Here is a 22,442-nt window from a genome sequence, read left to right on the forward strand (position 1 = left end):
TCACGATCACGGCGGTACTCCCCGCGCGGCGGTCCCCAAGACCACCTGGAGCGCGGTGGCCAGTATCCTTCGCCGCGGTCCCCTCGCAGTCGGCGGCGCCTCGAGCGGCGACGGCCCCGCCGATCTTCGGCCCGGGCATGCGCCTGCCGGGCAGGCTGCCCGGCTGGACCCTGCTCGATTCCTTCAAGAACTGGTCAGTTCGTCGGCTGTAGCGTCGAGCTCGTTGCCGACCTGTCTTTCCCCGAGCCATCTGATCAAGAGCAAAGGACAGACATGAGCAAGGTGATCAGCGCACACTCCGTCTCGGTCGACGGCTACATCACCGGCCGGGACCCCCGCCCCGGGCACGGACTCGGCGACGGCACGATGCTCTTCGACTGGTATACCGACGGGGACACACCGAGTCAGGTGTTCGACGGCTTCAGGCTCAGCGAGCCCAGCGCCCTCGTCTTCGACTCCCTCGCCGCACGCGTGGGTGCGGCCGTGGCTGGGCGCAACACCTACGAGGATTCCGAACGCTTCGGCGATGACGGCAGCCCACACCCGAGCGCCCCGCTGTTCGTGCTCAGCCACCGGCCCGCGCCGCGGATGGGCGGACTCCAGACCCTGGTCACTGCCGGCATCGAGGATGCGGTCGCGGCGGCCCGCGAGGCAGCGGGAGGCAAGGATGTCGCGCTCATGGGCGGCGGTGTTCTGAAGTGCGCGCTGGAGGCCGGACTCGTCGACGAGCTGATCCTCCATCAGGTGCCGGTCCTGCTCGGCGGCGGCCGACCCTTCTTCCGATCACTGCCCGGACACGTGCACCTTCGCCTCGTCGAAGCCGTGCCGGCGCCAGGAGTCATCCACCTCCGCTACGAGATCGAGGAGACATCATGAACACGACCGTGACCGATGAACAGATTCGAGATTTGGCGGAAACGGCGAAGCCCTACAGTCTGGCGGTCCTTCGGTGGGGTCCGCAGAGACACATGGACCGTGCCGAGGCAACGGAACTGGAACACCAACGACGCATGGTGTCGCTGCGCGCCGACGGGGTGATCGCGATCCTGTGTCCGATCGCCTCCGCCACCCTGGCCGGCGTGGCCGTCATGAACGTACCGATCGAGGAAGCCGAGGAGATCATGGACGCCGACCCCTGCGTCCGGACCAGGATGATTCTCTGCGAGGTCTACTCGTGCCACAGCTTCCCAGGAGACACCCTGCCCGCGTGACGGGGTGCTGCTGCACCGATCGTCGGGCGATCAACGAGCGGTGGCAGGCATCTGGTTCGCGCCAGCACGAGTAGCGGAGGCGGCACGGTCGCATCACGCGACGGCGGTCCCCTCGAGCTCGACCATCTGGCCAGGGACAGCCAGCCGCGTCACCCCGAGCATGGTGGTGGTCGGCGCCACCCCGGCGGCACTCAACCGCGACGCCAGCACGCCGTAGTGCGGGAACAGCAGATCCACGTCGATGGTGTAGACGTTGAGCCGGACGAGGTTCGCGAGGGACATGCCGGCCCCGCCGAGCACGGCCTCCAGGTTGTCCAGGCTCAGCGCCAACTGTGCCGCCATGTCACCGTCATGTTGGGGCTTGCCGTCGCCGCTCATCGCGGTCTGCCCGGAGCAGTACAGGGTCCGGGTGTGCCCGGAGACGATCTCCCCCTGGTTGAACCCCATCTCCACCGACCACGTCACCGGGTTGACCGCGGTTCGTTCCATCGCCACATCAGCTCCATTCGGTTGATCGAGAGTGCGGACGTCCATCGGCTCGGTAGTCGCCGTCTTCGACATCGTGCCGACGAGCCTGGCAACAAATCACGACATCCCTGGTCATGTATTCCTGTAGCGTTTTCGTATGCGCGCCGACCGGTTGGTCTCGCTGGTGCTGCTGCTGCGTCAGCGAGGTCGGTTGACTGCGGACACGCTGGCCAGCGAGCTGGAGGTATCCACTCGTACCGTCCTGCGCGACATCGAGGCGCTGTCCGCGGCGGGCGTTCCGGTCTACGCCGAACGCGGCCGGCATGGCGGTTTCACGTTGTTGCCCGGTTTCCGGACCGAGCTCAGCGGACTGAACCACGACGAGGCCCTTGCCTTGTTGACCGCCGGATCGGGGCGTGGCGAGCAGGTGTTCGGCCTCGGCTCGGCGCTCGCGTCGGCCATGCGCAAGGTGGTCGACGCGCTGCCCGACAGCCATCGGACCACCGCGAGTGACGCGGCCCAGCGATTTCTCGTCGAGCCGGAGACCGACCTGCTCTCACGCCGGCTGGTCACCGAGGAGGTGCCCGACACAACGATGATCGAGGTCCGGCGCGCGGTGCTCGCCGGACACAAGCTCCGCATCCACTACGCGGCCACGGGCCAGGCACCACAGTGGCGCACGGTGGACCCGATCGGCCTGGTCACCGTACGCGACCGGCGCTACTTGCTGGCCACGAGATCTGGCGCGGACCGCACCTACCGGTTGTCGCGGATGTTGGCCGCCGAGGAACTCCCCGAACCGGCACAGCGACCGAACCAGGTCGATCTGGAACGGCTCTGGCAGGAACGCTGCGCGCAGTTCCTGTCCGACGGCCATATCACCGTGCTGGTGCGCGTGAACCCGGCGCGGCGGGAAGACCTGCTGAACACCGCGGTGGCCGTCCGCGCCGAAGTGCCCGACGCAGACGGCTGGCTGCGGCTGGACGTGACCTACCAGGACACTCGACACGCCGAATGGGCGCTGTGGCAGCTCAGCACGGACGCGGAAGCCCTCGCTCCGCAGTCGTTGCGCACCTCACTGCGCAACCGCGCCGCCGCGATCGCCACCCGCTACCGAGCGTCATCCTGAGCGTCGTCACCTTCTGCGGACGCCGCCGCGGCGATTCGGGCCGCTCCATCCTGATAGACGCCAAGCTCTCCGAACGACGCATGCGCAAGCCGCAGCGCTGCCTTGTGTCCGGCAGCATGTGCTGAGCGACCGGTGCAGTGCCCACCGGGCCCCGGACTCCTCGGCTTCCGAACCTCGGCGTGGCGCGGCTCGCGGCAGGCCGGGGTGACACTCCCACCCGCGCCCGGGCGGATACGCTCGGCGTTCGATGAACACGTACGAGATCCGGATCGACGGCCACGCGGACGCACTCGTGGCGGTTCAGCTCGGCGGCCTGTGCCTGGAGCACCAGGCCGACGGCACCACCACCTTCACCGGCCCGGTCGCCGACCAAGCCCAGCTGCACGCACTGCTGGCCCGGATACGTGACCTCGGCACCACACTGCTGTCGGTCCGGACCATGGCCACGCCGAGTCCAGGCGTCTTCGATCGGCTCGACTGGCCCGTGCACACCGACCGGCTCACCCTCCGCCCCGCCCGCGCGGCCGATGCCGACGCCGTCTGGCAGTACCGCCGCCTCGAGTCGGTGGCCCAGTGGATCACCGAACTGCCAGCGGATCCGGGCGCCTTCCGCGCCCGTTTCACCGCACCTGGTCGGCTTGCGACGAGCCTCATGGTCGAACGCGACGGGAGCATCATCGGCGACCTCATGGTCCGGGTCGAGGACGGCTGGGCCCAGACCGAGGTGGCCGACACCGCCCGCGCCGTTCACGCCGAGCTTGGCTGGGTGTTCGACCCAACCCACCACGGCGACGGCTACGCGACCGAGGCCGTACGCGAACTGCTGAGGCTCTGCTTCACCGAACTCGGCCTGCGCCGGATCACCGCCTTGTGCTTCGCCGACAACGAGCCCTCCTGGCGGCTCATGGAGCGCATCGGCCTGCGGCGCGAGTCACACACCGTCCGCGACTCCCTGCACCGCTCAGGCCGGTGGCTCGACAGCCTCGGCTACGCCCTCCTGGCCGAGGAGTGGAACACCCGAGCATGAAGGCTTGTCGTAGTAGCCCGTGAGGAGTTCGAGCGCCGCCGCCTAAGCCGGGCGCGGTAGTGAACAGCACGAGGTCGTACCCGAGCTCCTGGACCGACGTCCATGATCATCAACCGGTGGCGACACCACGACGTCGCTAACCGTTGACGATCAACGGAAGCCCTACGCGGCGGCCCTCGGCGGCGGACCGGCGCACCGCGTCGGTGAACTCCATGTAGCGCACGGCGGTGTCGACGTCGGTGAGCCGGACGTCTTCGGTGCCACGGATGGCGCCGATGAACTCCGCCTCGACCCGCCAGGCACCCCGTTCGCCAGGGCCGGGGGTGACGTCCTCCTCGAGTCCGTCGTCGTGGCGCAGGGTGAGCCGCCGGCCGGTGACGTCGACGACGAGCGTGCCCGCGCTGCCGAACAGATAGGCGCCGTTCGGCCCGCCGAACCGGGCGTGCGGACTCAGGTCCACGGTCAGCGCGGCACCGCCTGGCAAGCCGGCCAGCACCGACACGTGGTCGGGCACGTCGGCCGGGCCGAGCGGGCTGGCCGGATCGAACAGGTGCTCGCTGGCCTGGACCCACGTCGCGTGCCCGACCCAGCGGGCCAGTGCCTCGTAGACGATGCCCAGCTCGAGCACGTTGTTGCCCGAGTAGCGACGCTGCTGGCGCCAGGCGGGCGGAGTGCGCCGGCCGCCGTCGCCGCCGCCCCAGAACGCCCGGACCAGCCGCAGGTCGCCGATGGCACCGCGAGCCAGCAGCCGCTGGACGGTCGCGTCGGCCCACAGCGTGTGCGGGGCCGGCGACACCATGGCCACGAGGTCGGGCCGGCGCATCGCCGCCGCCCGGATCGCCCGGGCCTCCCCCGCGTCCATGGCGAAGCGGGCCTGCACCAGCACGTGCTTGCCGGCGTCCAGTGCGGCGATGGCCACCGGCGCGTGCAGGTAGGGCCAGGTGGCGACGACGACGGCGTCCAGGTCGTCGTCGTGCACCAGATCGCGCCAGTGCTCGCACACTCGGGGGATGCCGAGCTCCTCGGCCGCCCGCTCGCTCGACTCGCGGGTGCGGTTGACAACGGCCTCCACTTTCACGCCTGGCACCGCCCGGAAGCCTGGCAGGTGGTGGCTCCGGACGATCGCCCCGGCACCCACGATTCCCAGTCTCAGGACCTCGCCGCTCATCGTGGTGCGAGCCCAGGCGCCGGGACGTGGCGGACGAAGACGTCGCCGATGGCGCGGCAATGCTCCACCAGCCTGCTCCGGTGGTCGGCGAGGATGCCTTGGTGTGCGCCGCTGGTGGCCAGGTTGGTCAGCTCGCCCGGATCCCGGTCCAGGTCGAAGAGCTGTTCCCGGTGGAGCCCCCACGAGTGACACAGGTACTTGTACCGCGCCGTCCGGACCATGCGGGCTACCAGCGCGCCCTTCGCCGGTGCGGGCGCCGGCCCCGGAAACGACCACTCCGTCTCGGCGACGACATGCTCTCGCCACGGCTGTCCGGCCGGTGCCGCCTCCACCAGCGACCGCACACTGCGCCCGGCCCACCGCGGGTCCGGCTCGATGCCCGCGTAGTCACACAGGGTGGGCAGCAGGTCGAGGCCGACGGAGACCAGGTCGTCGCGGGTGTGGCCGGCACGGGCGCCGGCCGGCGGCACGACGACGAACGGAACCCCCGCTGATTCCTCGTACAGGTTCTTCTTCTGGTTCCAGCGATGGGCCCCTTGCATGTCGCCGTGGTCGGAGGTGAACACGATCAGAGTGTCCTCGCGTCGGCCAGCCGCCGCGAGCGCCGACAGCAGGGTCGCGATCTCCGTGTCGGCACGCTCGCACAGCCGGAAGTAGGCGTACCGGTACCGGCGCCACTTCTCCTCGTCCCAGCTCTGTGTGGGGTAGATCAACCAGGCGAACCGCTGCACCAGCCGCAGCGCCTCGGGCTCCTCCGATCCGGCGGCGAAGTTCGGCGGCAGCAGCGGCAGCTCGCGCCAGTCGGCGTCGGGGACCTCCCCCGACGGCGGCTTCTGGCCCCTCGCCCATTGGCAGATGCCGTGCGGCTCGTTGAAGGAGGCGACGAGGAGGAACGGTCTTCTCCCCCGCTCGTCGGAGGCGAGGTACCGGCCGCAGGCTTCGGCCAGCCCGTCGTGGTCGCCGGCGTGGATCAGGTCGAATCCGCTGGCCGGAGGCGCATCCGGTTTGGGCGTCGGCGCCCCGTCCGGGCCATCGTGCCGCACACCGGGAACATGCCACTTGCCCGCGTAGGCGCAGTCGTAGCCGGCCGTACGGAAGACGCGGCCGAGTGACCGAGCGGGGAACCCGGCTGGCACCGCGGCGATGTTGTCGTTGACGCCCAGCTCGGACGGCATCCGGCCGGTGACCATCGATGCCCGCGAGGGGGCGCACAGCGGGCTCGTGCAGTAGGCGTGCCGAAACCGCACCCCGCGGGCAGCCAGCGAGTCGATCGCCGGCGTGCGCACGTCCGGGTTTCCTGCGCAGCTCATCGCGTTCGCGGACTGCTGGTCGGTCATGATCAGCAGGATGCTCGGCCGGCCGTCGGACCCCACTGGATCGTCCACCGGCGGCGCGCCGCTACGCACCGCTGCGCTCGAACACGCTGAGGGTGGGGTCGTAGTCGGTAGGGCCAACGTCGTACATCGAGGTCATCCAGTGGTAGAAGTTGTCGCCCCGGTCGCGGAGCAGATGATACAGGCGGCGCGTGAGTCGCGCACGAACGGGGCGCAGCTCGGGATGCTGGTACCGGTTGTGCAGCTCGTGCGGGTCGGTGCTCAGGTCGTACAGCTCGTTGCACGACTCCGGATTGATCACCAGCTTGTAGCGTTCGTCGCGGATCATCCGCTGCGCGTGCGGAAAGTGGTGCCCGTGGAACTCCGCCACGAGCTCGGCCGGCCAGTCGGGACGTTCGCCCCGGATCAGCGGCATCAGGCTGCGGCTGTCCTCGGCCGGCGCCGGGTCGGCCCCGGCCAGCTCGAGGATCGTGGCGGTCCAGTCGGTGAGGCTGACGAACTCGTCGCGCACCTGCCCGGCCGGTGCGCCGGGAACCCGGATGATGCCGGGGATGCGGTAGATGTCCTCGTACATCGCCGGCCCTTTGTCGTGCAGCCGGTGCGCACCGGTGAACTCGCCGTGGTCGGCGGTGAACACGACGGCGGTCTCGTCGGCGAGTCCCAGCTCGTCCAGTGCCGTGAGGATCCTGCCGATCTGGACGTCGATGAGGGTCACGTATCCCCAGTAGGCCGCGATGAGCCGGCGGGTCTGCTCGGTCGGCATGGTGTCGAAGCCCCAGTGCGCGCTGTAGTTGCGCTGCACCGGCGGCTTGCCGGCGAAGCTCTCCGCCACCGACACCGGCAGCTCGACGAGATCGGGGTCGTAGCGGTCGAAGTACTCGCCGGGCAGGAGGTAGGGCAGGTGCGGCCCGAAGAAATGGGTCGCGAGGAAGAACGGCGCGCCCGTGGTGTCACGTCGTTTGGCGTATCGCTCCAGCGTCTCGATGGTCCTGGTCGCCAGGTAATGCTCGAATGTCGCTTCAGGTGGCTGTGCCAGCCGTGCGGCCAGCAGGTTGCCACGTTCACCGTTGGCGGTGACCGCGCGGATCGACTCGCCGATCGCGTAGGGCGGCAGGCCTTGTTCGGCAAGGTAGGCGGCGTAGTCGGGGTGGTCCACCGGGTTGTGCCAGCCGGGCAGGTGCGGCCCTTCGAAGCCGAAGTCGGCCGCGGTCCTGTGGGTGCCCACGTGCCACTTGCCGAGCAGTCCCAGCGCGTAGTCGTTGTCGTTCAGAGGGCCGGTGAAGGTGAACTGGTCGTCCGGGAGATCCTCCAGGTAACCGACGTTGCGCTCGTAGTTGGCCAGCAGACGGTGCCGAAACGGCGCCGACCCGGTGAGCAGACTCGCCCGCGCGGGCGTGCAGATGGCCGTCGGCGTGTAGCACCGGTCGAACCTGGTGCCGCCGGCGGCCAACGAGTCGATCGCCGGGGTGGCCACGTGCCGGCTGCCGTAGCAGCCGAGTGTGTCCACCCGATGCTGGTCGGTCATCAGGAAGAGGATGTTCATGGTGTCCCTTCGCCGGGCGGCGTCAGATCGGGGCCGGCGACGCGGCGCTCGGTGTGTCCAGTGGTGCCCGGAAGAACTCGCGCAGCGCCAGCGTGGCCGCGCCGACCACTGGTGCGTCGCGTACCGCGGCGGACCTGATCTCCACGGCGTCGCGCACCGCCGGAAACACGCGGCGGTCCACCTCGGCGCGGACCCGGTCGATCAGGGCGTCTCCGGCTCGGGCCAGTTCACGGCCCAGGAGGATCAGTTGTGGGTCGACGGCGTAGATGATGTTGATGATTCCGGCCGCGAGATAGCGCGCGACGTCGTCGAAGACGGCGGTCGCCACCTCGTCGCCGGCATCCAGCGCTGCGATGACCGCATCGATGGTCAGCCCCGTCTCCGTATGCAGGACCGACGAGGGGGTTGCTGCGAGCCTCGACCGGACCGCGTCGAGGATGCGCGGAACGGCGGCGTACACCTCCAGGCACCCGAAGTTGCCGCACGCGCACCGTGGTCCATCGAGACGCACGCTCATGTGACCCACCTCCCCGGCCAGGCCGTGGTCGCCGTGGTGCAGGTCACCGCCGAGAACGAGACCGGAACCGATACCGGTGCCCAGAGTGAGCAGGACGAAGTCGTCGACCCCCTGGCCGGCACCGAACCACAGCTCCGCCAGGGCGCCCGTGTTCGCGTTGTTGTCGTAGTGGGTGGGCAGGCCGATCTGCCGCTCGAGCTCCGTCACGAGGTCGAGGTCCTGCCAGACGTCGCGTGATCGGGGCGACAAGCTCCGCCGCGCGCGGATGTCGACCGGGCCGACGATGCCGACGCCGACGCCGACGACCCGGTCTCGCTCGTCGCGCGGCAGCTCCGAGACGAGCCGCTGGGCGATCCGGAGGGCGGCCGACTGCGAGACCTCGCCCTCCCAGGGATCGGGGACCGGTTCACTCAGCTGATGGAGCGGCTGCCCGGACAGGTCGACGACGGCGCCGGTGACCGCGTTGCGTGCGATGTCGAGGCCGATGGCGTAACGGGCCGACGGAACGACCTCCAGATCGACCGCGCGACGACCGGCCCGCGTCGAGGCCTGGAAGCCCGACTCATGGGCGAGACCGCTCTCGATCAGCTCGTCGACGATGTTGGAGACCGTGCCGGGATTCAACCCGGTCCGCCGCGCCAGGTCGATCCTGGCGATGGGCCCGAGCGCATGGATGGCCCGGAAGATCACCGCCCGGTTGCCCTGCTTGACGCTGCGGTGGTTGGCGCCCGCATAGCCGCTGGTTCCCATGATGATGCCGAAGACCTCTCACCCTTGACACGCCTGTTCGTGGCTCAGTACAGTACGGCACTCCATAATAATTGAAACAAACAATAAATCAAAGGAGGAGGCGTCAGTGTCCCACGGCACGTCCGGTGTGACAAGCCAGCAAGCGGCGCGCGGACAGGTGAACCGCGATCTCTCGAGCCGTGGCTATCTCCTGCGCGTGCCTACCCAGCCGCCGTTCGACCCCGAGCGAGGCACGACCGTGGTGGAGCCGCTCGGCTCCGGGCCCGGCTGGTGGGCGGGCGCGCCCAGCGCGCTCTGGAGCGGCGGACGCTTCTACCTGAGCTACCGGCTGCGCCGGCCGCGGCCGGAGAGAGGCGGTTCGACCCACATCGCGGTGAGCGACGACGGTGTGCGATTCGAGACGATCTGGACCGCGCAGAAGGAGGAGTTCGACACCCCGTCCATCGAACGATCCGCACTGGTCCATGTCGCCGACCGGCACTGGCGGCTCTACGTCAGCTACGTGGACGCGGCCGACGGGCGCTGGCGGATCGACCTGCTCGAAGGCGCGGCGCCGGACAGGTTCGACCCGCGGCAGCGGCGCCCCGTACTCACCGCGGCCGACATCGGGGCCGAGGGCGTCAAAGACCCTTGGGTGGCCCGTCGCGACGGCGGCTGGCAGCTGCTCGCGTCCTACGTCGACGCCCCTCCCCACGGCACCGGTGACCGCAGCGATCTGCACGGCACCATGGACGTGTTCACCACCGGTCTGACGACGTCGTCGACGGGTATCGCCACCAGCGACGACGGCCTGACCTGGCGCTGGGCTGGCGCCGTGCTGACCCCGTCGGCAGGCGGATGGGACAGCTATACGGCGCGTCTCACCAGCGTCGTCGCCACCGCCGACGGTTGGCTCGGCTTCTACGACGGGTGCGGCGGCGTCGAGCAGAACTACGAAGAACGTTGCGGTCTGGTCATCGGTGACGGAGCGGACCACTGGAGCCGGGCCAGCGCCCGACCCGCCGTCGGTGCGCCGGGCGGGACGGGAACGGTGCGCTACGTCGAAGCCGTCCAGACCACCGCGTGGATCCGGTTCTTCTACGAGTTCACCCGCCCGGACGGCTCCCACGAGCTGCGGACCTCGCTGCGAGAGACCAGGCCATGACCATGTACGAGGAGATCCCCGTTCCCAACGGCGGCTTCGGCGAGGGCGGCGACCAGGACATCGCGCACTGGACGAGCGCGGACGGGACCGGCGGCGCGTTCCATATCGAGCGGTCCGGTGCGGCGACACGGTTGCGCGTCGAGGCGGCCGCACTCGACCCGCGGCCGACGCTGTCGAGCGCGGCGCTGCCGATCCGCCCGGGATTCGAGTACGCCGGTCAGGCCCGCGTCCTGGTCGAGACAGGAGCGGTGCTGCTCCGCCTGAGCTACCGCGACCATCAGGACAGGGAGCTGGCGTCCTCCTCGTCCATGGCCCGGCACGCCGGTGACCGATGGAGCGGCGTCGCCATCAGCGGCGCGGCACCCCTCGGCGCCGTCACCGCGCACATCGCCATCTCCTGCGCCGCAGGCATGCCGACCACGGCGCTGGTCGACGACGTCCGGCTGGTCACGGCCGGCCCGCTGACGGAGCTGGGAACGCCACTTCACACCGCGGCCGTCCACGGCGCGGTGACCGGCACGTGGGTGGACGGCCGCGTCGTCGCCTACCTCTTCGTCAAGGGCGACCCGCCCACGGTGACCGTGGCCGACGTCCGCGACGGATCGTCCGTCGCCACGGTTCGCCTGCCGCCGGCGACGACGCCCTATGGTGCGTTCGGTCTGGCCCAGGCGCCGGACCGAACGGTGTACGTGGCCGGCACCAACGGGCATCTCTACCGCTACCGGCCGGGCGAGAGCGAGGGCTCCGATCTCGGCACGCCCGCCGACGGGGAGTCGTTCCTGTGGCGCGTGGCCGTGGACGAGCGCGGCCGAGTCTTCGGCGGTACCTACCCGAACGGCAAGGTGTTCCGCTACGACCCGGCCGGCGGATCGCTCGAATGCGTCCAGGTCGCCGCCTCGCAGAGGTACGTGCGCAGCATCGCGGTAGCCGACGGATCGGTGTGGGCAGGGCTGGGAACCCCGGCCCGGCTGTTCCGGCTCGACGCCGACGACCTCTCCGTCCGGGAGGAGGTGCCGCTGCCGGACGGGTTCTCCGCAGCCCAGCCCATGGTCTACGATCTCGCGGCCACCGCTGACACCGTCCTCATCCGCGGCAGCGGCGACGGCAGCATCTACGCGCTGGACCTCGCCACGCTCGCCTGGAGCGAGCGGCTCGGCCGCGGCGCGGGCGTCGACTTCGCCCCCGAGCACGACGGCCGCGTCTACTGGCTCGCGGCCGGAAACGGGACGCTGCAGGCCTGCCGGCTCGACACCGGCAGCGTCACGGACACGAGCGTCGCCGTCACGGTCCCGGCCACCGGGCCGAGCACCCTGGCCACCGGGTACGCGTGGGCCGACCTGACCGGCATCGGGCTGTCCCGACACGTCCTGGTGTTCGTCGACCGCCGCGGCGTGATCCATGCCTACGATCCGGCCAGTGGCACTGCGGTCGAGACGCCGGTCGAGCTGCCCGAGCACGAGCTCAAGATCCACCGCCTGTCCGCGGGCGCCGACGAGCACATCTACCTCGGCGGCTTCGCGCCCGGAAGCCTTGGCTGGTACGACACGCGCGCGGACACCCTGACCGAGTGCCTTCCCGAGTCGACCAAGCAGACGGAGAACGTGCTCGTCCACGACGGCCGGGTATGGCTGGGCACGTACCCGGGAGCCGACGTCCTGGTGTTCGACCCCGCCGCCCCTCCCGTGGTCGGGTCCAACCCGAAGGTGGCCGCCCGACTGGGGCACCTGAGCGACGTGCCGCAGGACCGCCCGCTGGCACTCGTCGGCACGCCCGACGGTGTCGTCGCCGGCACGGTGCCGGAGTACGGCCGGCGGGGAGGACGGGTGTTCCTCATCCCGTTCGACGGAGGCGCGCCACGAGTCGTGCCAATGCCCGAAAGCGTCGCCGAGCACAGTGTCACGGCGCTCGCCTACGACGCCGGCCGTCACGCGCTCTACGTCGGGACCTGCGTGCTGGGTGGGCTCGGCGCGCCGCTCGCCGACGGTTCCGCGCACCTGCTGCGGATCGACCTGCCCGACCTGCGTCTCGTGTGGGACCGTATGCCCCTGCCGGGCGAGCAGTACGTCACCGGACTGACCACACTGCCCGACGGCGAGGTCTGGGGCGTCGCCCGCGGCGGGGTCTTCGCCGCCGACCCAGTGACCGGCGCCGTCCGCGGCCTCGCCGACATCGCTGCGCACGACCCCTCCGCCTCCCCGGTGTGGGGATCGGGCCGGCTGGAGTGCCTGCCCTCCGGTCAGGTCCTCTGCGGGATCAACGGCCAGCTCGCCGTCGTCGACCCCGGCCTGCAGAACTGGACGGTGCTGGCCACCCACACCGCGCCACCGACCGGCGCCGCCTTCGCCCGTGACAACGAAGGAGGCCTCTATTTCGCCAGAGGCTCCGCGACACTCGTCCGGCTCGGCCGCACCTCGTCACGGCTGCACGGACGCGCCGCTCCCCCATCAGCATCGACGTACGACGAATCGGAGGTTGCGTGATGACTTCGGCCGAACGCATTCCACTACCCGGGGGCGCGACCGCCCCGATCGCCTTGCCGCGCCGCCGCTTCCTCCAGGGCGGACTGGTGCTCATCGGAGGCACCGTGCTCGGCTCCTGCGGCGGCGGCAGCGACAGCTCCGACCCGGTCGCTCCGCAGGACGCGGCGGAACCGCCGTCGTTCGCGCCGTACACCGGGGTGTCGCCGGACCTGCCGGGCGACCCCGCCCACCACGTCCCGGACGCGTTCTTCCGCTACCCGGCCGACCCGCCGCCGTTCTTCGACGGCCGGCCCGGCAACGGTGGCACCGTCCACATCCTGACCCAGGCGGGCCAGATCGGGGTCCCGCTGGACCGGAACACACGGTGGCAGAAGCTCAACGAGTCGCTCGGCGTCGAACTGACCTTCGAGGTCGCGATGCCGACGGAGTGGGACGCCAAGCAGTCGGTGACGCTCGCCGGCGGCGACCTCCCCGACATCATGCAGCTCAAGTCGATGGCGCAGTTTCCCCGCGTCTTGGACAGCGAGTTCGCCGACCTCACGGAGTTCCTGTCCGGCGACGCCATCGAGAACTACCCGGCCCTCGCCGCGATTCCGTCGCTGGCGTGGAAGACCGTCACCGTCAACGGGCGGATCTTCGGCATCCCCCAGTCCCGGCCGCCGGTCGGCCCGATCTGCAGCATCCGCGGTGACCTGCTCGACGAGATGGGCGTCACTGTGGACGTCTCCGATGGGCAGGACTTCCTCGACCTGTGCCGCGAGCTGACCGATCCCGCGCGCAACCGGTGGGCGATCGCGTCAGACCCGTCCCAGTGGTCGCTGGGTTACGTCCTGGAGATGATGTCGGCGCCCAACCGGTCGCACCCGTGGTCGGAGGACGACGGCGCGTTCACGTCCATGTACGAGACCGAGCAGATGCCGGAGGCGCTGGACGTCGTGCGCGGCATGTGGGAGGAGGGCCTGCTGCACCCGGACTCGTTCACCGGCAACAACGCGCAGATGTGGCACTCCGGCTCCGCGGTCATCTACTTCCAGGCGTTCCCCGGATGGGGCAATTTCACGAAGACCCACCCCCAGTACGACCTTTCGGTCATCCCGCCCATGAGATGGGACGGCGGTGGGCCGGCTCCCAAGCTCCTCACCGGTGGCGCGGTCGAGGACTTCATGGCCTTCAAGAAGGCCGACGCCGAGCGGGTCCAGGAGCTGCTCCGGATCGCGGACTACCTGGCAGCCCCATTCGGCAGCCAGGAGTTCCTCCTCGTCAACTACGGCATCGAGGGAGAGGACTACACCCTGGACGGAACTGATCCGGTCGTGACGGAGCAGTACCTCAGCCGTGTCATCCCGACCAACTACATCGGGTCCGCCAGGAACGTTCCGCTCTACGTCCCCGGAGTCCCCGACGTCACCCGTGCCCAGCACGAGTTCCTCAGTGACGTGCTGCCCTCCGGCGCGCCGGACCCGACCGTCGGTCTGTACTCGGAGACGGCGGGGACCAAGGGCGCCACCGAGGACCGGAACATGTGGGCCCTGCAGGGCGACATCGTCCAGGGCAGGCGCCCGGTCTCGGACTGGGCGGGTGCGGTCGAGGACTGGAAGCGGTCGGTGGGCGACAAGATCCGGCAGGAGTACGAAGAGGCGTTCGCGGCGGCCGACGCCTGAGCCGTCCCATCCGCGTGAAGGAGAGGCCATGGCGGCACCACACGACCTCGTGACGCGTGAGCCACGAGGACCCGCGGCGGCCCGGGAGGAGCGTCCGCCCGAGCGCCGGCTGTCGCGGTGGCGCAGGCTTCACCGGGACCGGTTCCTGCTGCTCCTCGGCGTGCCCGGTCTGATCATCGTCGTCGTGTTCCAGTACGTCCCGCTGCTGGGCAACGTCATCGCGTTCAAGGACTACCAGCCCTACATCGGAATCCTGGACTCGCCGTGGGTCGGGTTCGACAACTTCAGCGTGGTCTTCAACGGCGACCCGCAGTTCCTCAACGCGCTGAAGAACACCCTGATCATCTCGTTCGTCCAGATCGTGCTCGTCTTCCCGGTGCCGATCGCGCTGGCCCTGTTGCTCAACAGCCTCCTCAGCGAGCGGCTCAAGCGGACGGTGCAGTCGATCCTGTACCTGCCGCACTTCCTGTCCTGGGTGGTCGTGGTCGCGATCTTCCAGCACATGGTGGGCAACGCCGGCCTGCTGAACTCGTGGCTACGGTCCCAGGACTGGGGCACGTTCGAGATCATCGGCAATCCGGACCTGTTCATCACCTTGATCACGTCGCAGGTGATCTGGAAGGACGCCGGCTGGGGCACGATCATCTTCCTCGCGGCCCTGTCTCGGATGGACATCGAGCTCTACGAGGCCGCGGCGGTCGACGGCGCCGGGCGGATGCGCCAACTGTGGCACATCACGCTGCCCGGCATCCGCGGGGTGATCGTCCTACTCCTCATCCTCAAGCTCGGTGACGTGCTCACCGTCGGCTTCGAGCAGATCATCCTGCAACAGCGGGCGGTCGGGACACAGGCGTCGGAGGTCCTGGACACCTACGTGTACACGGAGGGAATCGTCGGCGGCAACTGGGGCACGTCGGCGGCCGTCGGCCTTGTCAAGGGCCTGGTGGGCCTCGTGCTGGTGCTCGGTGCGAACAAGGTCGCCCATCTGTTCGGCGAGCGGGGGGTGTACTCCAAGTGAGCCAGACCGACACCCCCCGTGAGGGCCGCTTACGCACGATCAACGGTGCCGCGCTGCCCAGTCATCCGGTCCGCGCGGCCAAGGGCATCGTGCTGTTCCTCTGCTGTGCCGTCGTCGTCCTCCCGTTCCTCGCGGTGGTCTCGACCAGCCTGGCGCAGGAGCCACAGATCAACGCGGCCGGGGGTTACGTCCTGTGGCCGGACGACCCTTCCCTCGACGCGTATCGGGCGATCTTCGCCGGCGGGATCGTCACCCGGGCATTGATGGTCTCGGTCGGGATCACCCTCGTCGGCTCCGCCTTGTCGATCGTCTGCATCACCCTGCTGGCCTACTCGCTGAGCCGACCCGGAACCTTCGCGCACAAGCCGATCCTGCTGACCGTGCTGTTCACGATGCTGTTCAGCCCGGGCATGATCCCGATGTACCTGACCATCAAGCAACTCGGTCTGCTCAACTCCTACTGGTCGCTGATCCTGCCCGGCCTGGTCACGGCGTTCCAGGTCGTGATCGTGCGGGCGTTCTTCCTCGACATCCCACCGGAGCTCATCGACGCCGCCCGGATCGACGGCGCCGGCGAGCTGCAGATCCTCACGCGCATCGTCCTTCCACTCTCCAAGGCCGTGGTCGCGGTGATCGGTCTGTTCAACGCCGTCGCGTACTGGAACGCGTTCTTCAACGCGCTGCTGTACATGCAGGATGCCTCGAAGTGGCCGCTCCAACTGGTCTTGCGCACGTACGTGGTGGACGAGGCGACCATGGACGTCGATCCGAACGTCGTCGGCGATTTCATCCCGGCACCGCAGTCGCTCCAGATGGCCGTCCTCGTGGTCAGCATCGTGCCCATCGCGCTGATCTACCCGTTCCTGCAGAAGCACTTCGCCAAGGGCATCTACATCGGCGCGATCAAAGGCTGAATCCCCGCAAGGAGCACCAGTGACGAACGACCTGCGCACGTGGGGGACGCCTGGCAATCCGTCCGCATGTCGAGGAGGACACATGAGCCCGTTCACCCGCCGATCGCTTCTCTCCGCTGCCGGAGCCACCGCAGCGGCGCTCGCAGTCCCCGGCATCGGCGTCGGTGGTGCACAAGCCCAACCGGACGCCACGGCGGCGTTGCGCGCGCGGTGGCGCGACATGATGACCGGTGCGAGCCTGGTCCGGCCGGGCGAGCCGGTCTTCGTCGAGGCGATCGCGGCCATGGACGCCGAGGTGGCGGAGTCCCGAGCCCTGTACGCGCCAAGCGACGTGGGCGTGTTCAGCGACGTCGAGCTCGCGAACCTGACCGATTCCGCCATGCTGACGACGACGTACGGCCGGCTCCGGGACATGGCGCGGGCGTGGTTCACTCCTGGCTCGGCGGTCGAGGGCGACGCCCACGTGCTCGCCGAGGTCCTGGAAGGACTCCGGGTCGCCAACGCGGTCGCCTACTACGAGGGGCGCGAGGAGGCCGGCAACTGGTACCCGTGGCAGATCGCCGCCCCGCGCCGGCTGGGCGACACGATGGCGATCGTGTATGACCACCTGCCCGCTGCCGACCGCGATCGATACGTGGCCGCGATTCGGCACTTCGTGCCCGACCCGTCACAGAACGGCCACAGCGGTGCCAACCGAGTGGACACCTGCATGGTGGCGGCCATCGACGGCATCGTTTCGGGGAGCAGCGAGCGAATCGCCCAGGCCCTCGACGGACTGCGCGTCACGTACCAGTACATCAAGCACTCCACCGAGGACGGGTTCATGCCCGACGGGTCGTTCCTGCAGCACACCGGCGTGCCGTACAACGGCTCGTACGGGCTGACCCTGGTCGCCGGCATCAGCAGCACGGTCGCGCTCCTGGCCGGATCGCCGTGGGAGATCACCGATCCGACGATCCACAACTTGTTCGGCTTGATCGATCTCGGTTACGTCCCGCTGATCCATGACGGCCGGATGATGGACTGCGTCAACGGTCGGACGATCGCTCGTCCGCCGGCCATCGAGCACACCCAGGGTCAGGCGGCGATCAACGCCATCCTCGGGTTGGTGCCGGCCGTCGACGCCCAGACCCAGGCCAGGTGGCGGGCAGCGTGCCGGGGTTGGCTGGAGCGCGACACGTACCACCCGCCGTACGAGGGACTCGGCGTGGCCGCCGCCGCTCGGTTTCACGACCTGCTGACCGACGCCGGCGTCACGCCGAGCCCTGAACCCGACGGGCACTTCTCGTACGGCCCGATGGACCGGGCCGTCCACCGCCGCAACGGATGGGCCGTCGCGATCGCCATGCACAGCCGCTGGGTCAAGGCGTTCGAGGCCAACAACGGCGAGAACCGCAAGGGGACGTACACCGCCAGCGGGATGACCTACCTGTACGACGGCGACAACGGGCAGTACAGCGACAACTTCTGGCCGACCGTCGACAAGATGCGCCTGCCGGGCATCACCGTCGACACCACACCGCTCTCCGACGACATCGGGTGGCGGACCTCGACCGCGCTGTGGGCCGGCGGTGCGGCCCTGGACGGCAGCTTCGGTGCGGTCGGCATGGACGTCCAGGAGCGGGTCTATCCCCTCGCCGCCCGCAAGTCGTGGTTCTGCTTCGACGAGTACGTCCTCGCGCTCGGCACCGTCATCGAGAGCCCGACCGGCAACTCGGTGGAGACCATCGTCGAGAACCGCCACCTGCATGCCGACGGGAAAAACGAGCTGCGGGTGGACGGCAGCCTCCAACCCGATGACCAGGGCTGGACCGGCACCTTCTCGAACGCGCGATGGGCGCACATCGACGGCGTGGCCGGCTACGTCTTCCCGGCCGGGCTCACCGTCAACGCCTTCCGGAACGAGCGGACGGGCAGCTGGGCCGACATGAGATCCGGCGGTGATCCCACGCCGATCACCCGCCGGTATCTGACGCTGTGGGTCGATCACGGCGCCCATCCGTCCGGCGACACCTACGCCTACCTCCTGGTGCCTGGGGCGTCCGCCGCGCGCACCGCAGAGCTGGCAACGGATCCGGACCTGGAGATCCTGTCCGACACCAAGGACCTGCACGCCGTTCGCCAGCCGTCGACCGGGATCACCGCCGCCAACTTCTGGGACGCCGGCACGGTCGGCGGGATCACCGCCGAACCACCCGCGAACACCGACGTGCCGACGCTCGTCTTCGACGACCTGGACCCCACGTTCGAGATCGTCAGCGGGACCTGGCTGACCGGCCAGGGCAACGGCCGCTGGAACGGGCACCAGCACCACGCGCATCCCGCCGGTGGAACGGCCGTCGCCCGGTTCCACATCACGGTTCCGGTCTCCGGCCGCTACGGCGTGGACGCGTGGTGGTTCGACGGCGACAGCCGGGCGACGGACACGCCGTTCGCCATCCAGCACGACGGCGGTGTGACCGAGCGGCTGATCGGGCAGCGCACGTTCGGCTCGCGCTGGGTGCCGCTCGGGGCGTTCGACTTCACCGCCGGCAAGGCGTACTACGTCGAGGTCCGCGACGGCACGAACGGCGTCGCGGTGGCCGACGCCGTTCGGCTCGGTCCGATGCGACACCGTGGCGGCTGCTCGGTGCTCGTCCGGGAACGCGGCAGCGAACTGAGCATCGCCGTGTCCGATCCCACCCAGGAGCAAGCTCGGTTGCGGCTGTCCGTCGAACCACGTGGGCGTTACCGCACGTGGACCGGCGACGACACCGTCGAGGTCGTCGAGTTCGGCGACAAGATCACGATCGCAGTCGATACCAGCGCCGGCGATGCCCGCAGCCACCGGGTCACGTTCCACCGCAGGCCACCACGCGGCTGAGGGCGCAGAGGGCCCGCCATCGTGGTCCGCACGGCGCCGCCACCGTCGTCACACCTACGCCCCGCGAACCCTGGATCGGAAGGAAACCGAACAGTGACGCCTGACCTCCGCATCTTCGTCGCTGTGACGCGGCACGAAGTGGACCTCCTGTTCCATCCGACGGCTCGGGAACGGCTCGGCGGGCTCGGGGAGGTGACCTTCGCGGCATCTGGCGCGAGGGCCGCGCTGCCCGCCGGCTTGGCGGACTCGTTCGATGTCGTGATCACGTCGTGGAGCACGGCGCCGTTCGAAGCCGGTGCGCTCCTCGGTGCCCGGCTGCGCCTGGCCGCGCACAGCGCGGGCTCCGTGCGCGCCCGGATTCCGAGAAAGCTGCTGGAGCAGGGGCTTCGGGTGACTCAGGCCGCCGAGGCGATGGCGCCCGCGGTCGCGGAGCTGGCCGTCACGCTCACCCTGGTCCTGCTCCGGAACGTGCACGTCCACGACCGCGGGCTGTGGACCGGCCGCGACTGGGCGAGCGCCCGTCAGCCCGACCTGGGGCGGGCGCTGTCCGAGCAGCAGGTGGGCATCGTGGGCATGAGCCGCACTGGCCGGCACTACGCGTCGATGGTCCGCGGCATGGGCGTCCGCAAGATCCGCGCCTACGACCCCTACGCCGACCCGGCCGCCTGCGCGGACTTCGGCGTGGAGCTCGTCGGCCTGGACGAGCTGTTCGCCCGCAGCCAGGTAGTCGCCGTGCACGCGCCGACCACCGAGGAGACGCGGCGGATGATCGGCGCCCGCCAGCTGGCGCTGCTGCCCGACGGCGCGGTCTTCGTCAACACGGCGCGATCGTGGGTGGTCGACCAGGACGCCATGCTCGCTGAGCTGGTGTCCGGACGGCTTCGGGCCGGTCTGGACGTGTTCGACACCGAGCCGCTGCCGCCCGGCAGCTCGTTCTACGGGCTGCCGAACGTCGTGATCACTCCGCACGTCGCCGGTGGGACGGTCGAGGCGCGGTTCCACCAGGGTGACGTCGTCGTCGGCGAGATCGAACGCTTCGTGGCCGGTGAGCCGCTGGCCCACGAGATCACGCTGGACACCTACGACGTCCTGGCCTGAACCCGGCCTGACCGGGACGAGTGAACGGAGGGCTGATGCGACAGGCGACGATGACGTGGATCGACATCCCGGCCGGACGGATCGGCGTCGATCCCGAATCGGGCGCGGTGGCAATGGTGCGGCTCACCGAACCGAAGACACACTTCGTGCGCAGTTCGACGGGCCGTGGTCTGCTGCGCCTCGCCGTCCCGCTTCCGGACTACCCCTCACACTTCATCGAGACCGGCATCCACGGGCGACCGGAGGTCGAGCACGACGACGGCACCCTCCAGCTGACCTATCGGGAGCTCGCCTCGAAACATCACCGGGCGGCGCTGCACGTGGAGATCACGTTCACGCCGGCCGACGACGGACTCGTGCTGAGGGCTCGTGTCCACAACGCCGGGTCGGAGCGCGTCCCGCAGGTGTTGTTCCCCCGGCTGCTGGGGCTCGAGCCGATCGGCGGCACCAGCCGGGCTCGCCTGCAGCTCGGCCGCCGGCGCATCCTGCCGTTCCAGGAGCTGCGGATGCGGCCGGACGACGCCTGGTGGCTCGACCGTGGCCTGCAGACCTACGTGCCCTACGGCGCCATCGACTTCGCCATGAAGTGGCTCGACTACGGCGACTCCTCCCGCGGCCTGACGCTCTACTCGCGTGACCCGCGCTACACGACCCAGGGCCTGGTCGTGGCCCGTCCGGACCGTGGCGTCGACCGTGTCGACATCCACTGGGCGCACTATCCGTTCATCGAACCGGGCACGACCTGGGACAGCGGCGACTACGTCCTGCTCGTGCACCCCGGTGACTGGTACGCCGGGGCGCGGGCATACCGGTCCTTCGCCGCCGCGCGCTATCCGTACCGGGCGCCGCGCCGGATACAGGAGGCACTGGGCATCCGGTCCGTGTGGCCGGCGGTGCGCAACGCGCCGCCGACGTTCCCGATCGACGAGCTGCCCGAGTACGCCGCCGAGATCGCCGATCCCGACCTGGGCCTGGCCGAGCTGTGCGTCTGGCACTGGTGGGTCAGGAACGGCTACCCGATCGTCCTCGACCCCAGGCTCGGAACCGAGGACGACCTGCGCAACGCCCTGCGCCGGTGCCGCGAGGCCGGCGTGCCGGTCTCGTTGTTCGTCAGCCACCACCTCGTCAGGAATGGTCCGGAGACCGACGCGGAGTGGCTCCACCTCGACGCAACAGGGCAGGCGGTGACCAGCGACTGGACCTACGGGCCCGGGTTCCTGCCGGTGTTCCCGGTCGCGTTCCTCGGCACCCACACCATGACCCGGGGCTCCGCTCTGTCATCCGGGTGGCGCGAGACCGGGCTCCAGGCCTACCGGCGCCTGCTCGATCTCGGCGCGACGTCGATCTGCTTCGACCAGTTCTCCGCCTGGCCCGAGCCCAACCTCAATCCCACCGCGGACGGCCGCCCGGACGAGGAGGGCGAGCGACTCCTGGCGTTCGGAAACCGGGCCCGGGCGCTCATCCGCACCGCGAGCCCGGGCGGAACCTTCTCCGGCGAGCACGTCACCGACGTCAAGGTGCCTGTCCTCGACTACAGCTGGGAGTGGTGCAGCGCGCACCAGCTTGCCGACGCGGCACCGTTCCGTTACGTCTTTCCCCAATTCCGCCTCAACGCGAACGTCAACGAGCATTCACGCGGTGCGCTGCTGGCGTTCATGGAAGGTGCCCTGCTCAATGTGATGCCAGGAAGCATGCACAGCCGGCGCCTCGCCGACTGCCCGGAGCTCCTGGCCGTGCTGCGCAAGCTCGCGCGGCTCCGGCGCCGGTTCCTCCGCTACTTCACCGCCGGGCAGTTCCGGTTCCTCGAAGGGCTGCGAGCCCATGCCTGCGCCGCACGGCTCTACACGCACGGCGATGACGTTTTGGTCATCACCGCGAACCCTACGGACCGGCCGGTCGAGGCCGCGATCGAGGTCGATCCGACGGTCTGGGGACGATCGTCCCGCCCCACCATCGCGACCGTCTACGACCTCGACTCTCGAGTCGTGGACGCGACCCCGGTCGAGCCCGGCACCACCGTTCGCATGTCCCTGACCGCGGACGACCTGCGCGTTGTCGAGTTCGCGCGGCGCCAGGAACCCGCCGCTTGACCAATCCACACCCCGCTCGTGAGACCC

At 69.8% G+C, this 22,442-nt stretch carries 17 protein-coding genes; 12 read left to right on the forward strand and 5 right to left on the reverse strand.

The features are described 5' to 3' along the window. Positions 1-273 precede the first annotated feature (273 nt). Both E1269_RS09880 and E1269_RS09885 read left to right on the forward strand, forming a co-directional pair. On the forward strand, positions 274-876 hold the full coding sequence (locus tag E1269_RS09880; protein ID WP_131893892.1) for a dihydrofolate reductase family protein: 603 nt from the start codon (positions 274-276) through the stop codon (positions 874-876). Next, on the forward strand, positions 873-1,211 hold the full coding sequence (locus E1269_RS09885) for a hypothetical protein (protein WP_131893894.1): 339 nt from the start codon (positions 873-875) through the stop codon (positions 1,209-1,211). Before E1269_RS09880 ends, E1269_RS09885 begins: the two co-directional genes overlap by 4 nt. Positions 1,212-1,304: 93 nt before the next feature. On the opposite strand, the gene E1269_RS09890 is transcribed toward E1269_RS09885, so the two are convergent. Next, positions 1,305-1,700, reverse strand: coding sequence for a RidA family protein (locus E1269_RS09890; protein ID WP_131893896.1), 396 nt, complete (start codon positions 1,698-1,700; stop codon positions 1,305-1,307). Positions 1,701-1,836: 136 nt separating this feature from the next. On the opposite strand from E1269_RS09890, the gene E1269_RS09895 reads away from it, so the two are divergent. Continuing rightward, positions 1,837-2,808, forward strand: a complete 972-nt coding sequence (locus tag E1269_RS09895) for a helix-turn-helix transcriptional regulator (RefSeq protein ID WP_131893898.1) — start codon at positions 1,837-1,839, stop codon at positions 2,806-2,808. Between the two features lie 247 nt (positions 2,809-3,055). After that, complete coding sequence (locus tag E1269_RS09900; RefSeq protein ID WP_203433281.1) at positions 3,056-3,835, forward strand: GNAT family N-acetyltransferase; 780 nt, start codon at positions 3,056-3,058, stop codon at positions 3,833-3,835. 136 nt (positions 3,836-3,971) lie between these two features. On the opposite strand, the gene E1269_RS09905 is transcribed toward E1269_RS09900, so the two are convergent. Genes E1269_RS09905 through E1269_RS09920 form a run of 4 tightly spaced genes read right to left on the reverse strand, consistent with a single transcriptional unit; the run spans position 3,972 to position 9,147 of the window. Further along, complete coding sequence (locus E1269_RS09905) at positions 3,972-5,003, reverse strand: Gfo/Idh/MocA family protein (RefSeq protein WP_131893900.1); 1,032 nt, start codon at positions 5,001-5,003, stop codon at positions 3,972-3,974. After that, entirely contained in the window at positions 5,000-6,409 is a 1,410-nt protein-coding gene (locus E1269_RS09910) for a sulfatase family protein (protein ID WP_338033569.1), read from the reverse strand. The genes E1269_RS09905 and E1269_RS09910 overlap by 4 nt, the downstream gene beginning before the upstream one ends. Continuing rightward, entirely contained in the window at positions 6,402-7,880 is a 1,479-nt protein-coding gene (locus E1269_RS09915; RefSeq protein ID WP_131893904.1) for a sulfatase family protein, read from the reverse strand. The genes E1269_RS09910 and E1269_RS09915 overlap by 8 nt, the downstream gene beginning before the upstream one ends. Positions 7,881-7,902: 22 nt before the next feature. Next, positions 7,903-9,147, reverse strand: coding sequence for an ROK family transcriptional regulator (locus E1269_RS09920; RefSeq protein WP_131893906.1), 1,245 nt, complete (start codon positions 9,145-9,147; stop codon positions 7,903-7,905). A 196-nt stretch (positions 9,148-9,343) separates the two neighbouring features. Here E1269_RS09920 and E1269_RS09925 point away from each other — a divergent pair, with 196 nt between their 5' ends. The 8 genes from E1269_RS09925 (at position 9,344) to E1269_RS09960 (ending at position 22,415) form a co-directional block, all read left to right on the forward strand. Then, positions 9,344-10,291, forward strand: coding sequence for a hypothetical protein (locus E1269_RS09925; RefSeq protein ID WP_131893908.1), 948 nt, complete (start codon positions 9,344-9,346; stop codon positions 10,289-10,291). Next, positions 10,288-12,771 (forward strand): PQQ-binding-like beta-propeller repeat protein, encoded by a 2,484-nt coding sequence (locus E1269_RS09930; RefSeq protein WP_131893910.1) that lies wholly within the window; start codon positions 10,288-10,290, stop codon positions 12,769-12,771. Before E1269_RS09925 ends, E1269_RS09930 begins: the two co-directional genes overlap by 4 nt. Then, positions 12,771-14,432: a type 2 periplasmic-binding domain-containing protein gene (locus tag E1269_RS09935; RefSeq protein WP_131893912.1), complete on the forward strand. Its 1,662-nt coding sequence runs from the start codon at positions 12,771-12,773 to the stop codon at positions 14,430-14,432. The genes E1269_RS09930 and E1269_RS09935 overlap by 1 nt, the downstream gene beginning before the upstream one ends. Before the next feature lie 28 nt (positions 14,433-14,460). Next, complete coding sequence (locus E1269_RS09940) at positions 14,461-15,450, forward strand: ABC transporter permease (protein ID WP_131893914.1); 990 nt, start codon at positions 14,461-14,463, stop codon at positions 15,448-15,450. Then, positions 15,447-16,364 (forward strand): carbohydrate ABC transporter permease, encoded by a 918-nt coding sequence (locus tag E1269_RS09945; RefSeq protein ID WP_131893916.1) that lies wholly within the window; start codon positions 15,447-15,449, stop codon positions 16,362-16,364. Before E1269_RS09940 ends, E1269_RS09945 begins: the two co-directional genes overlap by 4 nt. An 82-nt stretch (positions 16,365-16,446) precedes the next feature. Continuing rightward, positions 16,447-19,227, forward strand: a complete 2,781-nt coding sequence (locus tag E1269_RS09950; protein WP_131893918.1) for a polysaccharide lyase family 8 super-sandwich domain-containing protein — start codon at positions 16,447-16,449, stop codon at positions 19,225-19,227. A gap of 93 nt (positions 19,228-19,320) precedes the next feature. Further along, a complete protein-coding gene (locus E1269_RS09955) occupies positions 19,321-20,325 on the forward strand; it encodes a hydroxyacid dehydrogenase (protein WP_131893920.1) in 1,005 nt (334 codons plus the stop codon). A gap of 35 nt (positions 20,326-20,360) precedes the next feature. Beyond that, a complete protein-coding gene (locus tag E1269_RS09960; RefSeq protein WP_131893922.1) occupies positions 20,361-22,415 on the forward strand; it encodes a DUF6259 domain-containing protein in 2,055 nt (684 codons plus the stop codon). Positions 22,416-22,442: the final 27 nt, after the last annotated feature.

The organism is Jiangella asiatica, assembly GCF_004349065.1.
GTDB classification, from domain to species: domain Bacteria; phylum Actinomycetota; class Actinomycetes; order Jiangellales; family Jiangellaceae; genus Jiangella; species Jiangella asiatica.